The sequence below is a fragment of the Pseudomonas sp. GW456-12-1-14-TSB6 genome (assembly GCF_059424205.1).
Map to the genome: position 1 here is coordinate 97,054 of NZ_JBWKZE010000016.1, position 15,933 is coordinate 112,986.

At 61.7% G+C, this 15,933-nt stretch carries 9 protein-coding genes; 4 read left to right on the forward strand and 5 right to left on the reverse strand.

Annotated features, from left to right (window positions below; all coding sequences use genetic code 11):
• Window positions 1–43 precede the first annotated feature (43 nt).
• Window positions 44–2,254: an LTA synthase family protein gene (locus AC07Y2_RS16775; protein ID WP_103386475.1), complete on the reverse strand. Its 2,211-nt coding sequence runs from the start codon at window positions 2,252–2,254 to the stop codon at window positions 44–46.
• A 289-nt stretch (window positions 2,255–2,543) separates the two neighbouring features.
• Between AC07Y2_RS16775 and AC07Y2_RS16780 the strand changes: the two genes are divergently transcribed.
• The 3 genes from AC07Y2_RS16780 (at window position 2,544) to AC07Y2_RS16790 (ending at window position 5,306) form a co-directional block, all read left to right on the forward strand.
• Window positions 2,544–3,575: a sterol desaturase family protein gene (locus AC07Y2_RS16780; RefSeq protein ID WP_103386474.1), complete on the forward strand. Its 1,032-nt coding sequence runs from the start codon at window positions 2,544–2,546 to the stop codon at window positions 3,573–3,575.
• 142 nt (window positions 3,576–3,717) lie between these two features.
• Window positions 3,718–4,731 carry an ABC transporter substrate-binding protein gene (locus AC07Y2_RS16785; protein ID WP_103386473.1) on the forward strand — a complete coding sequence of 338 codons (1,014 nt, stop codon included), beginning with the start codon at window positions 3,718–3,720 and terminating at the stop codon, window positions 4,729–4,731.
• 158 nt (window positions 4,732–4,889) lie between these two features.
• Complete coding sequence (locus tag AC07Y2_RS16790; RefSeq protein ID WP_007956881.1) at window positions 4,890–5,306, forward strand: organic hydroperoxide resistance protein; 417 nt, start codon at window positions 4,890–4,892, stop codon at window positions 5,304–5,306.
• Window positions 5,307–5,389: 83 nt separating this feature from the next.
• Here AC07Y2_RS16790 and AC07Y2_RS16795 read toward each other — a convergent pair whose 3' ends face one another.
• The 4 genes from AC07Y2_RS16795 to AC07Y2_RS16810 form a co-directional block, all read right to left on the reverse strand.
• Window positions 5,390–5,866: a copper chaperone PCu(A)C gene (locus AC07Y2_RS16795; RefSeq protein ID WP_103386472.1), complete on the reverse strand. Its 477-nt coding sequence runs from the start codon at window positions 5,864–5,866 to the stop codon at window positions 5,390–5,392.
• Window positions 5,866–6,471: an SCO family protein gene (locus AC07Y2_RS16800; RefSeq protein ID WP_039770777.1), complete on the reverse strand. Its 606-nt coding sequence runs from the start codon at window positions 6,469–6,471 to the stop codon at window positions 5,866–5,868. Before AC07Y2_RS16800 ends, AC07Y2_RS16795 begins: the two co-directional genes overlap by 1 nt.
• Before the next feature lie 150 nt (window positions 6,472–6,621).
• Window positions 6,622–8,037: an AdeC/AdeK/OprM family multidrug efflux complex outer membrane factor gene (gene adeC, locus AC07Y2_RS16805; protein ID WP_103386471.1), complete on the reverse strand. Its 1,416-nt coding sequence runs from the start codon at window positions 8,035–8,037 to the stop codon at window positions 6,622–6,624.
• A 62-nt stretch (window positions 8,038–8,099) separates the two neighbouring features.
• Complete coding sequence (locus AC07Y2_RS16810; RefSeq protein ID WP_039770774.1) at window positions 8,100–8,894, reverse strand: helix-turn-helix transcriptional regulator; 795 nt, start codon at window positions 8,892–8,894, stop codon at window positions 8,100–8,102.
• Window positions 8,895–9,386: 492 nt separating this feature from the next.
• On the opposite strand from AC07Y2_RS16810, the gene AC07Y2_RS16815 reads away from it, so the two are divergent.
• The gene (locus tag AC07Y2_RS16815; RefSeq protein WP_103386470.1) at window positions 9,387–15,797 is read left to right on the forward strand and encodes a non-ribosomal peptide synthetase; all 6,411 of its coding nucleotides are present in this window, start codon (window positions 9,387–9,389) and stop codon (window positions 15,795–15,797) included.
• Window positions 15,798–15,933 lie beyond the last annotated feature (136 nt).

Below are 15,933 nucleotides of genomic sequence, written 5' to 3' on the forward strand. Positions count from 1 at the left end.
ACATCGGACAGGCGCCAGCGTCGTTGCGACGCTGGCGTCGACCTCAACTCGATTGAGCGGTGTCTTCTTCCGGGATCTCGTCCAGCAGATCCTGTTGCCCTGGCAGTTCGGTGATCACGCTGAAATCACTGACCTCCACGGCGCCCAGGCCATACCCCAACAAGTGAAACGAGAACGCCTTGCGCGGTTGCGGGTTGTCGAAGCTGAAATCCATCTCCAGCGGCTGATCCGCCGTGGCGACCATCTCGGTCGGCAGGCCCAGTTGCACGTCCTGTTCGAATTCCTTGGCCTTGAGCTGAATGTACGCTGCCTGCTGCGGATCGACCGAACGTACGGTCAGGCGTACGCGGGTGTGGGAGCCTTTAGGCATCTCCAGGTATTGCGCGCCGATCAGGTTGTCGGCCCAGTCGTCCTTGATCTGCGCTTGCAGCGGAATGACGTTGGTGCTGCCGAACTGATAACGCTGGTTCAGCGGGGTACGCAGCAGCGACAGGTCCAGGGCCGAGGCGCGGGCGGCGATGTCCCGGGCATTCTGGCTGCTGGCGTTGCCCTTGAACGTGGCGCTTTCGGCGATGAATCCATTGCTTGCGTAATTGCGGCAGCGGCGCGGCATGTCGCATTCGGTCAGCAGGCCGCGACCGTCGTGGTAACGCAGCTTGCCGTTGGTGAACGACATGATTTCGCGGCCCGAATCGTAATCGCGAAACAAAGAGCGACCGCTGAGGGCGGAGGGCACCGGAAAGTCGAAGTAATCCAGAATCGACGCGCTCAGATCGACGTGACCGTAGACCCCGGCGTTCAGGCGCGGCAACTGCGCCTGCTCCGGCGCGAGGGTCAGGTTGAAGCCCCAGGACGACGCGAGGCGGACACCGTCGATGCCGTGGGACTCGTCCGAAGTGATCACCACCAGCGTGTCTTTCAGCACGCCCTGGCGTTCGAGGCCGCTGAGAAACTGTTCCAGTGCATCGTCCAGATAACCGACGGCGGCCTGCTTGGGTGTGTCGTAGCGTTGCAGGTAATCCTCCGGCGCGGAGTAGGGCTGGTGGGTGCCGACGGTCAGCAGCGTCAGCATCCATGGCTGTTTCTGCTTCTTCAGTTCGCCGACGTATTTCAGTGCGCCTTCGAAAAACGCCTTGTCATCCTTGCCCCACGGGAATTCCAGGTAGTTGGCGTTGGTGAACCATTCCAAGCCATGGGTCGCATCGAACCCGATGTGCGGCATGATCTTGTCTTTGGCCATGAACCGCAGCCCTGCGCCTTGCAGGTAGTGCGTGGCAAAACCGTGCTGACGCAACTGGGCCGGCAGACAAGCCTGATTGCGTTCGTGCTGGGTCAGCATTTCCACGCCTTTGGGCGTGCCGTTGTCGAGTTTGTCGTAATCGCCGCAGAGCATGGCGTACAGACCGCGAATGGTCTGGTGGGTGTGCAGCACGTAATCCGGGGTGTTCATGCCGCGCTCGGCCCAGCGGCTGAGGTTGGGCATCAGGTCTTCCTGATAATGGCTGCCGATGGCCTGGCGATTGGCGCCGATGTAAGCGCCGGGAATGCCTTCGAGGGCGACGATCAGCACATTGCGCGCCTGGCCCTTGGCCGCCAGCAACGGGTGACCGTTCAGATCGACATCGGTGAGCCCGGCCATCGGTGGAGGCGCGACTTGAGTGTTGCCGTCCAGCCATTCTTCAGCCTGCATCTGCACGTCGGCAACCTGCGCGGCCAGCAGTTGGTGCGGCAGGTTGTACAGACGCCACGGATCGGCATCGCTCGGGTTCAGGTGCTGCGCGCCCCAGTACGCGGAGAACAGCAGCACCGGGGTCGCCCAGGCTGCTTGGGGCAGAGCGCGAACCGGTGTCGCACGTCGAGTCCAATGACTGAGCAGCCACAGGGCCAGGGCCACAAGCAGCGCAACCGCCACGCCGGGATGGGCGAAGCCGCCGCCGGTGGAGTTTTCCACGAACTGCGGGTCGATCAGATAATGCAGGTCCGCCACGGTCGGCAGGCGGCCGACCGCGCTGACCAGTTCCGCGGTCGCCACCGCCAGCAATCCCCAGAACAGCAGCACCGGCAGCGCCAGCCACCAGGGGCGGCGGTGCAACACCACCACCAGCAGACTGCCGATGGCCAGATCCGACAGGTAACCAAACAGGCTCGACCAGCCGAGTGCCGCCCGCAGGCACACCGGCACGATCAGTACCAGAAAAACCAGAGAGAGAAGGCGGGCATCCAGGCACCGCAGCCGTTGAAAAAGAGCGCTCACAAAAAAAGACCTTCCAGCCATTAAACCGTCATAAAAGTGTGGGCGATGATACCAAGCGTCGGCAGTCTGATCGCCTTTTTAAACGGCTGGATGATCCGGTCCCGAAGATCGCTGTGATCCATCCGCAAGGGGCGGGACCTTGATCGGCGTACGTCCTGGCGGTTTTCCGACCTGAGCGAGGCGCCGGTTTTATTGTTTCAGGCTGTTTAACCGGCCTTTGATCCGTTCGTGCTGCATTTGCGAACCAGTGCGATTTACAATGCGCGACCTCTGATGGAGATCAAGCTCCGTGGATGTCCTCACGCAACTCTTTGCGCAGCTCAGCCGCTGGGTGATCGATCCGGTCACCGAACGGTTCCTTGGCCTGTTCGATTTGAACGGCCGCCTCGGTGTGGTGTTTCTGCTCACGTCCTACGGCGTGGCATACGGCCTTTATCGCCACCGAAAATCCCGGCACCTGACGCAAGCCCGATCCTTCTGGCAATTTGTCGGCGGCGGTCGTGTTCACGGGCATCGTTCGGCCTGGCTGGATTACCGTTATTACTTCATCAAGGCGATTCTTCGGGTGACGCTGGTGTTGCCCGTGGTCGGCCTGGTCGACCCGCATATTCTGCGTTCGGGCGACTACGCACAGTTTTTCACTCAGCTGTGGGGCGCGCGCGAGCAAGTGCCGGATCACCCGATGATCGCGCTGTTCTACGGACTGGGCGTGTTCCTGCTCAGGGATTTTCTGCATTACTGGATTCACCGTGCCTTTCATTCCCGCTATCTGTGGGAGTTCCACAAGGTTCACCATTCGGCGCCGGTGCTGGTGCCGGCCACGGCCAGCCGGATTCACATTGCCGAATCGATCGTTGAACGAATCGTCATCACCGCCGGCCTCGGCGCGTTTGCCGGGGTGGTCTGGTACGCCTGTGGCGGTGAGGTCAGCCGCTACACGCTGTTCGGCGTGACCTGGCTGGTGCTGATCATCAACAGCCTGGGCTCCAATCTGCGCCACAGCCATGTCTGGCTGTCGTTCGGGCCGGCAGTCGAGCATGTGCTCAGCAGCCCGGCCCAGCACCAGATTCACCACAGCGACGCACCGCGCCATTTCAACAAGAATTTCGCGATCAATCTGTCACTCTGGGACTGGCTGTTCGGCACACTTTACGTCACCACTTCAAAGCCCGAAGCCTTGCGCTTCGGCACGGGCGAGCAGGACCGCACGCGTTATCTGACGCTGTACAGCCTGATCGTCACGCCGTTCGTGGACACCGCGAAGCGCCTGTCGTTGAACGCCGACGGTCTTAGAACCCGGTTCAATCAGCGTACGCCTTGAACTTCGGTATCAGCCTGTTCATCAGTTTTTCGAAGCTGGTTTTCCAGTGATATCAATATGCGATAACGGTATTTAAATTTCGTTTTTTATAGCGATAAAGTCCGGCCTCACAGATTTCTCTATAAATCGTTGCGAGGTTGTCATGGCCCTACCGTTCAAACGTTCTGCACTGACGCTGCTGGCGGCCTCGCTGGCCGGCGCATTGCTCGGTAACACTGCACAAGCCGAAGGCAAGATCAGCATCGCCCAGCAATTCGGCATCGGTTATCTGATTCTGGATGTGGTGCGCGATCAGCACTTGATCGAGAAGCATGGCAAGGCCCAGGGCCTGGACATCAAGGTCGACTGGAACAGCATTTCCGGCGCCACCGCCATGAATGAAGCGCTGCTCACCGGATCGCTGGACGTGGTCTCGGCGGGCGTGCCGCCGATGCTCACCGTGTGGGATCGCACCAAGGGCAAGCAGAACGTCAAGGCCATCGCTTCGCTGGGTTCGATGCCCAACTACCTGCTGACCAATAACCCGAACGTGAAAACCCTCAAGGACTTCAGCGACAAGGATCGCATCGCCGTTCCGGCGGCGGGTGTGGGCTTCCAGTCGCGCACGCTGCAGATCGAAACGGCCAAGGAATTCGGCAATGACCAATACAAGAAATTCGACGACATCTCCGTCAGCCTGCCGCACCCGGATGCGACGGCTGCACTGATCGCCGGCGGCTCGGAAATCAACGCGCATTTCTCCAGCCCGCCGTTCCAGTACCAGGCGTTGCAGAATCCCAACGTGCATAAAGTGCTGAGTTCCTACGACGTGCTCGGCGGCCAGGCCACGTTCAACGTGCTCTACACCACGGAAAAATTCCACGACGAAAACCCGAAAACCTACAAGGCGTTCTACGACGCGCTGGCCGAGGCCGCGAAAATCATCAAGGCCGACAAGCCTGCGGCGGCTCAGGCCTACATTCGGGTTGAACAGTCAAAGCTGCCGCTGGCGCTGGTCGAGAAAATCGTCACCGATCCGGAAATCGATTTCACCGTGGTGCCGCAGCGCACCTTTATCTATGCCGAGAAATTGCAGGAGCTGGGCGTGCTGAAAAACAAGGCGGACAGCTGGAAGGATTATTTCTTTGAAGAGGCGCATGGTGGGGCGGGGAGTTGAACGGCCGTCATTTCTGAACAACCCGCACGTCCGCCGACCGGGTAAGCGACAAACCCACGTCTATAGTGAGAGGGCTGTGTGAAACCGGTGGCGCACCTCAAGGCTGCGGGGAGAGGCGCCGAGTGAACAATCTGCTGTTATTCATTCAGGAGAACGCCATGAGTCAGATCGAAAAAGTCCTCTACACCGCGAAAACCCACACCACCGGCGGACGTGACGGCGCCTCGCGCAGTTCCGACGGGATCCTCGACGTAAAACTGTCGTCGCCCGGTTCCAGTGGCGGCGGGACCAATCCGGAACAATTGTTCGCGGCAGGCTGGTCGGCGTGTTTCATCGGTGCGATGAAAGCGGTGGCGGGGCAGCAGAAAATCAGCCTGCCAGCGGACCTGGCGGTGGATGCCGAAGTGGACCTGGGTACCAACTCGGGAGGTTATCTGTTGCAGGCGCGACTCAATGTAAGCCTGCCGGGCATGGAGCGCGGCGCGGCGCAGCAGCTGGTGGATGCGGCGCATCAGGTGTGCCCGTACTCCAAGGCCACGCGCAACAATATAGAGGTCGAATTGAAACTGGTCTGACATCCGGATGCAAAAGGGGCGGCATGATCATCGATCATGCCGCCCCTTTTGTTTTTTGAGGCCGTAAATCTGTCAGTCAGCGATCAATGCATCTTGCTGTGATCGTGGCCTTCCATGGTCAGCGCCTTGACCGGCGCTTTCACTTCCACGGTTTCCTTTTCGCCCTTGGCGTTTTCGATAGTCAGGGTCAGCGGGACGCTGTCGCCTTCCTTCAGTTGAGCGGTCAGGCCCATCAGCATCACGTGGTAGCCATTCGGATCGAAGTTGACGGCTTTGCCCGCCGGCAGGTCGACCGATTTCACCGGGCCCATGCTCATCACGTCGTTTTTCATGGTCATCTCATGAATCTGCACGTCCTTGGCCGCCGGCGAAGCAACGCTGAGCAGCTTGCTGTCGCTGTCGGCGGTGACGCTCATGAACGCGCCGCTGGCCGACTGGTTCGGCACGGTCGCACGCACCCAGGCGTCGTCGACCCTGGTCTGCGCCGATACCTGGAACGCCAGGCCCAGCAGGGACAGGCCCAGTGCGGCACGTTTGATGTGGTTCAGAAAAGGGTTCATCAGCAGACCTCCATGACGGTAAGCAAATCTTCCGTGCACTCTTGTGCAGAAAGCGATTGAGACAGGCCCACACGCAACGTGCCCCGGGTGTCGTAGACATAGCTGGTGGCGGTGTGGGAGAGGGTATAGGTGTCGCCGGCCGGGACTTTTTCGTAGAAAACGTCGAATTCCTTGGCGGTGGCCTTGGTTTCTTCGAGGGTGCCGTACAGCGCGACGAAGCTCGGGTCGAAGGTCTTGACGTAGGCGTCGAGGATTTCCGGGGTGTCGCGTTCCGGGTCGAGGGTGATGAACACCACTTGCAGGATGTCACCGTCCTTGCCCATCAGCTTCTTGATTTTCGCGGCGCGGGCCAGCGTCGTCGGGCAGATCGCCGGGCACTGGGTGAAGCCGAAGAAAATCATCGGCATCAGACCGCGAAAGCTCGACAGCGTCACGGTGTTGCCTTCGGTGTCCTTGAGCTTGAAGGTGCGTCCGAGGATCTTGTCGCTCAGATCCTTGCCGTACTTGTACGACAGTTCGCCGCGGGTGTCGCAGCCGGCGAGCAGGCCGAGACCGAGTACGCCCATTCCCGCAAGCACCTTGCGGCGAGTCAACAAAGCCGTCATTTCATACCGCCCTTTGGAGCCCGCCGGTCGGCAGGACAGGCGGGGGGTTAACCGTAAAAGCGGCGCATGATACCAAAATGATCCGGCAGGTCGGTTTTTGATCACCTGTCAATGTCGGAACAGGCGACAAAAGGTGTAAGAAAACATGACTCAAGGTGCTGGCGGTGGCGACTCGACCGGGCTCCAGCCGCCGCCCAGCGCGGTGTACAGATTCACTTGCGCCACCAGCTGCGCCAACCGATCGGTAATCAGCCCTTGCTGAGAACTGAACAACGAACGCTGGGCATCGAGGAACGTCAGGCTGCTGTCGACGCCGCTGCGATAGCGATGCTGCGCCATGTCGTAATAATCCTGGGTCGCCTGCACCAGATCGCGCTGGGCCTGGAGCTGTTGTCCGTAGGTCTGGCGCGCCGCGAGGCCGTCGGATACTTCCTTGAATGCCGTCTGAATGGTCTTTTCGTACTCGGCGACGCTGATGTCTTTTTGCAGCTTCGCGTAGTCCAGGCTGGCGCGCAGACTGCCGGCGTTGAAGATCGGCAGGTTGATCTGCGGCTGGAATGTCCAGGCACCGGAGCCGCCCTTGAACAGCCCGGACAGATCGCGGCTGGATGTCCCGGCATTGGCGGTCAGGCTGACACTCGGGAAAAACGCCGCCCGCGCCGCGCCGATGTTGGCATTGGCAGCGCGCAGCTTGTATTCGGCCTGGAGAATGTCCGGCCGACGTTGCAGCAGATCGGACGGCAACCCGGCCGGCACGGATGCCACCAGGTCGCTGTCCAGCGGACGCGCCGGAAGGTGCTCGGGCACCGGCGCACCCACCAGCAACGTCAGGCTGTTCAAGTCCTGGGCGACCTGACGCTGATAACGAGCGAGGCTTGCGCGGGTGCTGTCGACGCTGGTCTGCGCCTGAATCTGGTCCAGCGCCGAGGATTTGCCGGCCTCGCGGTTGCGGGTGGTCAGGTGCAGGCTTCGTTCGTCGGCGGCCAGCGTTTCCCGGGCCAGCACCAGCAACTCCTGATCGGCGCGCCAGGTCAGGTAAGCGTTGGCGACATTGGCCACCAGACTCAATTGCGCACTGCGCCGGGCCTCTTCGGTGGACAGCCAGGTCAGCAGCGCCTGCTCGCTGAGGCTGCGCACCCGGCCGAAGAAGTCCAGTTCATAGGCGCTGATGCCCAGATTCACCGAGTAGGTCGAGGTGATCGCCGCTTGGGTTCGGGTCACGCTGGACGGCACCCGCTGACGCAGTTGGTTGGCATTGGCCGAGACCGCCGGCAGCAGATCGGCGCGCTGGATGCGGTATTGCGCCTGAAACGCCTCGACATTCAGCGCGGCCACCCGCAGATCGCGGTTGTTGACCAGCGCGCTTTCAATCAATTGCTGCAACGCCGGGTCATTGAACAGTGCGCGCCAGTCCTCGGCGCGGGGTGTGACCGGGGATTGCGCGGCATACGCGGGACCTTGCGGATACTGCGCGGCACTCGGCGATGCCGGTCGCTGGTAATCGGGGATCAACGAACAACCGCCCAGCAGCGCAGCGGACAGCAGGGAAATCGGCAACCTGAACATCAAACAGCCTCGTTCACGAATGAGGGCGGACGCCGGGCGCCCGGAATGAGAAAAATGCCGGATCAGGCCCCGGCCATCCATTTCGCCAGACCGTGTCGCCCGCTGACCCCGAGCTTGGCGGCCGCACGTTTGAGGTAGGTCTCTATCGAGCTGTTCTTGACCCGCAACTTTTCCGCCATCTGCGGCACGGTGCCGCCGGTCAGCAGGCCCAGACAGACCTCTTTCTCACGCACCGACAAGGTGATGTCACCCAACGCCAGGCGTTCGTCGAACACCTGTTGCAACGGCGTCTGGGGTTGATCGGCTTGTGGCGCGCGGGGTTGGCGGGCGATGGCTTGTCGACTGATGTGCGCGTGGCGCTCGATCAAGGGCAACAGGGTGTCGGACAGGCGCTTGAGAAACGACAGCTCCGGCAGGGAAAACACCCGATGCGTGTGGGGACGGTAGAACGAAATGACGCAACGGCGGTTGGACGTGCGGGACACCAGATTGCATTGGTGGACGCTGTGGTGCGGGTGTCGATGCTGGAGCGAGGCTTTCAATTGAATCAATAGCGAGTCGTTCATCTCGATCATCTGTTGCAGCAGCGGGTGGTCGTCCGGGTGCTGCAACGGGGCCGGGGGCGGGAAGGTGTCCGGCAAACCGGCGCTGCCCAATGCCCTGATCTCGACCACACTGGACTCCCGTTCGTCCAGGGTCCACTCACTGAGATCGACGCGATTGACCGGAACGAGGTTGTCGACCAGCTGGAACATGTTGGTGGCAAAACGCTCGTTGCCGGTGCTGGCGATCAGTTCTCCCAGTTGCCAGTAAAAGTGCGGATTTTCCATGTTGCGAAGACTGCCGGTCAGGTTCATATCCTTGTCATCCTTGATTTAGAGCCATTGCCGAATCGTCTGCCGTGCATGCACCCGTGAAACGCCCACCCAGTTGTTTCTCCTGAAAATCGATCTGGAACGGGATTTAAGCCTATGCATTTGTCCTACGTCTGTAGGGGAAAACAGGGACACAAAGTGCCACCATTTCCGAAAAAATGGCGTCACGTTTCTGTCAGATCAATGTGTACGGACTCGTAGTCTATGACTGTACGATCTAGTACGAACCCCGGATTCCGGGGCTCGGACCGCGGTGCCCCGCCATTGCGGGGCACTAACGGGTAGTCGAGTGTGGCGATTGTCCTACAGGATTTTCAGTCATTTCTTTCCGAACTTTTAGGGGATTAGCTGACTTCTCAGGCCCTGTTGGTTCGCACAACTGTACAAAGTGGGGAGTGCTGTCCGGGTTTTACGTGTCACGCGGATTTCGGGGCCGATGCTTGAATACGCGCCAAATCACGTGAGATGGATCTTATGAACCAATTTGCTGCCGATGCGGCGGACGGTCTGTCCGCGATTTCCGAGGCCTTTCCGCTGACTGCCGCCCAGCGCGACATCTGGCTTGATCAACTGCGTCAGGGGAACTCGCCGATGTACAACATCGGTGGCTATGTCGAACTGACCGGGCCGCTGGATCCGGCGCTGATGCAGGCGGCGCTTGAAGGGCTCGTGGCCCGGCATGACGCGATGCGCACCAGCCTGCTGCCGGGGGCCGGCGAGGATGGGCTGCCGTTGCAACGTTTTGCCCGGTCCATGCCGGTGCCGATGCCGGTACACGATTTACGCAGCCATCCCGATCCATACGCCGCAGCGCGCCAACTGACGCAGGAAAACATCGAGCAACTGTTTACGCTGGATGGCGGGCCGTTGTTCCGGTTTCGTCTGCTCTGGCTCGATGACGACCGTCATTGGCTGTCACTCCAGGCCCACCACCTGATCGTCGATGGCTGGGGTTTCGGCGAGATGCTCAAATCCCTCGACGAGATCTACAACGCGCTGGCGCTCGGGCAATTGCCGCCCGATTCGGCGCCGTCCTATGTCGATTTCATCCGTGACGATGCGCGGTATTTTCAGTCCGACCGTTACGCCCGTGACCGGGCGTATTGGCTGGACAAATACCAACATCGGCCCGAGCCTCTGTTGCTGCCGCGTTATCAAGAGCGCTTTGCCAGTGCTGCGGCACCGACCCGGATTTTCTCGCAAGTGTTTCCGGCTCGCTTGCACGAACGCATGAAACAGGTGGCCCGGGAGTACGGCGCATCGGCGTTTCATGTGCTGCTGGCAGCGATCCATGTGTATTTCAGCCGCAGCGCCCAGCGTGACGAATGGGTGGTGGGCGTGCCGCTGCTCAACCGCTCCGGCGCCCGGTTCAAATCGACCCTGGGGCTGTTCACCCAGGTCAGCGCGGTGCGCATGGGGTTTGGCCGCGAGTTGTCATTCAAGACGCTGGTCAAGGCGATTCACGACGAGTTGAAAAAAGACTTTCGCCATCAGCGTTTTCCCTTGAGCGAAATGAACCGTGCCCTCGGCTTGCTGCGCGAGGATCGCTCGCAGTTGTTCGAAGTGACCGTGTCCTATGAGCGCGATGTGCATGAATACCGCTACGGCGAGGCGCAGGGGCGGGTGGTCAAAGTGTCGAACCACGAAGAGGGCACGCCGTTGTCGGTGCACCTGCTGAGCAGCCGTGGCGACTACGAGGACAGTTTGTACATGGTGTACAACGAGGCCTACTTTGACGCCGATGAAATCGCGGCGCTGAGCGGGCGCTTGCTGTGGGTGCTGGAGCAGGGGCTTGAAGAACCCGCGCTGGCGGTGGGCGATTTCAGCCTGAGCCTGCCGGCCGAAACGGCGTTGCTGCAACAATGGAATGACACACGCGCGCAATACCCTCAAAACCTGACCATCCACCAGCGCATCGAAGCGCAAGTGGCGACACGCCCGGATGCGGTAGCGGTCGAACTTCAGGGACAGCGGCTGACCTATGCCGAGCTGAACCGACAGGCCAACGCCCTGGCCCATCATTTGATCGGGCTTGGCGTTCGACCCGACGCCCGCGTGGCGCTGGTCGCGCGCCGAGGGCTGGACACGCTGGTCGCGCTGCTGGCGATTCTCAAGTCCGGCGCCGGTTATGTGCCGGTCGATCCGGCTCATCCTGCGGAACGGCTGAGCTATTTATTGCGCGACAGTGCTCCGGCCGTGGTCCTGACCCAGCACGATCTGCGCGAGCGTTTGCCGATGCTCGACGTGCCGGTGATTGAAATCGATTCGCGCGGCTGGCCGATCAACGATCTCAACCCTGACGTTTCGGGGCTGACCACTGCACATCTGGCCTACGTGATCTACACCTCCGGTTCTACCGGCCAGCCCAAAGGCGTGATGGTCGAACATCACACGTTATCGAACCTGGTCGACTGGCATTGCACGGCCTTTGACCTGAGCGCCGGTTGCCACACGTCAAGCCTCGCCGGCTTCGGTTTCGACGCCATGGCCTGGGAAGTCTGGCCGGCGCTGTGTGCCGGCGCGACCCTGCACCTGGCGCCGTCCCGTGATGGCGGCGAAGACATCGACGCGCTGCTCGACTGGTGGCGTGCGCAACCGCTGGACGTGAGTTTCCTGCCGACCCCGATTGCCGAGTACGCCTTCAGCCGTCACCTCGAACACCCGACCCTGCGCACACTGCTGATCGGCGGCGATCGCCTGCGCCAGTTCAATCGCCAGCAGACGTTCGCGGTGATCAACAACTACGGCCCGACCGAAGCGACAGTGGTCGCGACCTCGGGGCGAATCGAACCGGGTCGGACGCTGCACATCGGCAAACCCGTGAGCAATGCCACGGCCTATCTGCTGGATGACCGACAACGCCCGGTGCCGATTGGCGTGGCCGGTGAACTGTACGTCGGAGGCGCCGGGGTGGCGCGGGGTTACTTCAACCGGCCGGAGCTGACCGCCGAACGCTTTCTCGACGATCCTTTCAGCCGCCAGCCCAACGCCCGGATGTACCGCACCGGCGACCTCGCACGCTGGCGCCCGGACGGCACCCTCGAGTACCTGGGCCGCAACGACGATCAGGTGAAAATCCGTGGCGTGCGCATCGAGCCCGGCGAAATCGAAGCGGCGTTGAGCAGCCATGAGTCGGTGCGCGATGCGGTGGTGCAGGTGCGCGACGGACAGTTGCTGGCCTGGTTCACCGAACGCCAGCCGCTGGATATCACGCAGCTGCATGCTCACCTCAAGACCCGTCTGCCCAGCGCGATGCTGCCATCGGCCTATGTGCGCTTGACGGCGTTGCCGCTGACGGCCAACGGCAAACTGGATCGCCAGGCGTTGCCGGCGCCGGGGCCGGAGGCGTTGATCCGCCGCGAATATGAAGCCCCGCAAGGCGACGTCGAAATCCTCCTGGCGCAGATCTGGGCCGAGGTGCTGCAAGTCGAAAATGTCGGGCGTCACGATCACTTTTTCGAACTGGGCGGGCACTCGCTGCTGGCGGTCAACCTGATCGAACGCATGCGTCAGCTGGGGATGAGCAGCGATGTGCGCGTGCTGTTTGGCCAGCCGACGCTGGCGGCACTGGCCGCATCGGTGGGCACTGGTCGCGAGATCGAAGTGCCGGCCAACCGTATTGCGCCAGGTTGCACGCAGATCACCCCGGATCTGTTGCCGTTGGTGCAACTGGATCAGGCAACCCTCGACCGGATCATCGCCACGGTGCCGGGTGGGGCGGCCAACGTGCAGGACATTTATCCGCTGGCGCCGTTGCAGGAAGGCATCCTTTATCACCACATCACCGCCGCACAGGGTGATCCGTACCTGCTGCAGTCGCAGCTGGCGTTCGACAGCGTCGAGCGGGTCGAGGCCTATGCGGCGGCGCTGCGTCAGGTCATGGCGCGCCACGATATTCTGCGCACTGCGGTGGTCTGGGAAGGTTTGACCACTCCGGTGCAGGTGGTCTGGCGCGAAGCCGAGTTGCCGGTACAGGAAGTCAATCTTGATCCGGTCGAGGGCGATGTCCTCGCGCAACTGCATGAGCGCTTCGATGCCCGGCGGTATCGCATCGATGTCAGTCAGGCGCCGCTGATCCGGCTGATGTATGCGCGCGACCCGGCCCACGGGCGGATCGTGGCGATTCTGTTGTTTCATCACCTGGCGCTGGATCACATCGCGCTGGAAGTCCTGCGTCATGAAATGCGCGCCAATTTGCTTGGGCAGCGCGAACCGCTGCCGCCAGCGGTGCCGTATCGCAATTACGTGGCCCAGACCCGATTCGGTGTCAGCGAGCAGGAACACGAAGCGTTCTTCCGCGAGATGCTCGCCGACATCGACGAGCCGACCTTGCCGTTCGGCTTGCAGGATGTGCAGGGCGACGGTCGCGGTATCGACGAAGCCGTGCGAACGCTTGCGCCTGAACTGGATCGGCGCTTGCGTCTTCAGGCGCGGCAGGCCGGCGTCAGCGTGGCCAGCCTGATTCACCTGGCCTGGGCGCAGGTGCTGGCGGCGACCTCGGGGCAGGAACACGTGGTGTTTGGCAGCGTTTTTATGGGCCGGATGCAAGGCGGCGAGGGCGCGGATCGGGCGCTCGGGGTGTTCATCAACACCTTGCCATTGCGGGTGGACATGGACCGTGGCGCGCGCGATGCGGTGCTGCTCACCCACGCCCGACTGACCGATTTGCTCGGGCACGAACATGCGTCACTGGCGCTGGCCCAGCGTTGCAGCGGGGTTGCGTCACCGGCACCGCTGTTCAGTGCGTTGCTCAACTATCGGCACACCGACCTTGAGGCGCAGGAATCGGCGTCGGAGCCAGCCTGGCAAGGCATTCAGACCCTGGAGAACGAAGAGCGCACCAACTACCCGATGACCCTGAGCGTCGATGATCTGGGCAGCGCTTTGCAGATCACCACGCGAACCCTGATGAGCATCGGTGCGCAGCGCATCGGCGACTACGTGCAAAGCGCGTTGCAGGCACTGGTCGATGCCCTTGAGCAAACCCCGCAACAGCCGCTGAATCGCTTGCCGATCCTGCCGGCGGCGGAGCTTGAACAACTGCTGGTCGAGTTCAATGCCAGCGAAGTCGATTGTCCGCTCGATCAGCCGCTTCAGGTGTTGTTCGAGCAACAAGTACAGCGCAGACCCGACACCATCGCATTGCAGGCTGGCGAGCAGCAACTGACCTATCGACAACTGAACGAACAGGCCAACCGTCTGGCGCATCATCTGCGCGAGCAAGGCGTGCAGCCCGATTCACGAGTGGCGATCTGTGTCGAACGCAGCCTGGATCTGGTGATCGGCTTGCTCGGCATTCTCAAGGCCGGCGGTGCGTATGTGCCGCTGGATCCCGACTATCCGCTGGAACGCCTGCATTACATGCTGCAGGACAGCGCGCCGGTGGCGGTGCTGGTGCATGAGGCCACCCGCAATCTGTTGGACGATCCGGGTGTGCCGGTCATCGATTTCGACCGCTGCACCTGGCAGGGCGGATCGACTGAAAACCTGCAAGTACCGGGTTTGAGCGCTTCAAACCTGGCCTACATGATCTACACCTCGGGCTCCACCGGCACGCCGAAGGGCGTGATGATCGAACATCGGGGGTTATGCAATCTGGTGCATTGGGGGTCGCAGATCAGTCCCCCGAGGACGCATGGTGCGTTGTTGCAGAAAGCACCGTTCAGTTTCGATGGCTCAGTGTGGGAGTTTTTCTGGCCGCTGACAGTCGGTATGCGACTGGTTCTGGCACGTCCCGGCGGCCATCGTGAACCGGCCTATCTGGCGCAAGCGATCGGCGAGCAGCAGATCAGCGTGGTCAAATTCGTCCCGGCGCTGTTACAACAGTTTCTTGAGTTGGACGATGTCAGTCAGTGCACCACTCTCACTGATGTGTTTTGTGGGGGTGGCGAACTCACCGCTGCACTGGCCCAAGCGGTGCGCAAAAAACTGCCATGGGTGCGCTTGCACAATGTCTATGGTCCAACCGAAGCCACGGTCGACAGCTCCGCATGGACGCTGGAACCGTACATGCCTGTACCCGACTCCGTGCTACCGATTGGCAGGGCCATTTGCAACACCCGGCTCTACGTGCTGGACGCCCACGATCAACCGGTGCCATTCGGTGTCAGCGGTCACCTGCACATCGGCGGGGTCGGGGTCGCGCGGGGGTATCTGGGCTTGCCGGAGATGCAGGCCGAACGCTTCATCGACAGCCCGTTCGTGGCCGGTGATCGCCTGTATCGCACCGGCGATCTGGTGCGCTACCGGGCGGACGGCAACCTCGAATTCCTCGGTCGCAACGACTTCCAGATCAAGCTGCGCGGCCTGCGTCTGGAACCGGGGGAAATCGAAGCACGGCTGATCGAGCATCCCGCCGTGCGTGAAGCGGTAGTGCTGGTGCGGGACGAGCGGCTGGTGGCGTATTTCACCGTGCGCGAAGGCTTCGACGCGCCCCCCATCGAAACCTTGCGCGCCCATGTGCTCGAGCGTTTGCCGGAGTACATGGCACCGGGTGCTTACGTAAAACTCGACGCATTGCCCCTGACCCCGAACGGCAAGGTTGACCGCAAAGCCTTGCCGGCACCGGGGGCTGAGGCGGTGCTCAGTCGCCGCTACGAGGCGCCCGAGGGCGAAGTCGAAATCCGGCTGGCGCAGATCTGGGCCGAAGTGCTGCAACTGGAGCAGGTCGGGCGCAACGATCACTTCTTTGAACTCGGCGGGCATTCGTTGCTGGCGGTCAGCCTGGTGGCGCGCATGCGTCAGGCCGGGCTACACGTCGATGCGCGAACGCTGTTCAGCCAGCCGACTCTGGCCGCGCTGGCGGCGCAAACCTCGGACCAGGCAAAACAGGTGGAAGTCCCACCAACCACCATACCGACGCTCAACCGCAAACGCCGGCTCTGAGCCGACACCGGCGTCGATTCGCGGTTCCCGCGGATCGACGCCATGACTGGCCGGTCACGGGTCTTGTCCCCGCTTCCCATGTCAGACACCCAAGCCCCGATGTTTTAGCTTTTCCAGGCTGCGCGCCGCCGTACGG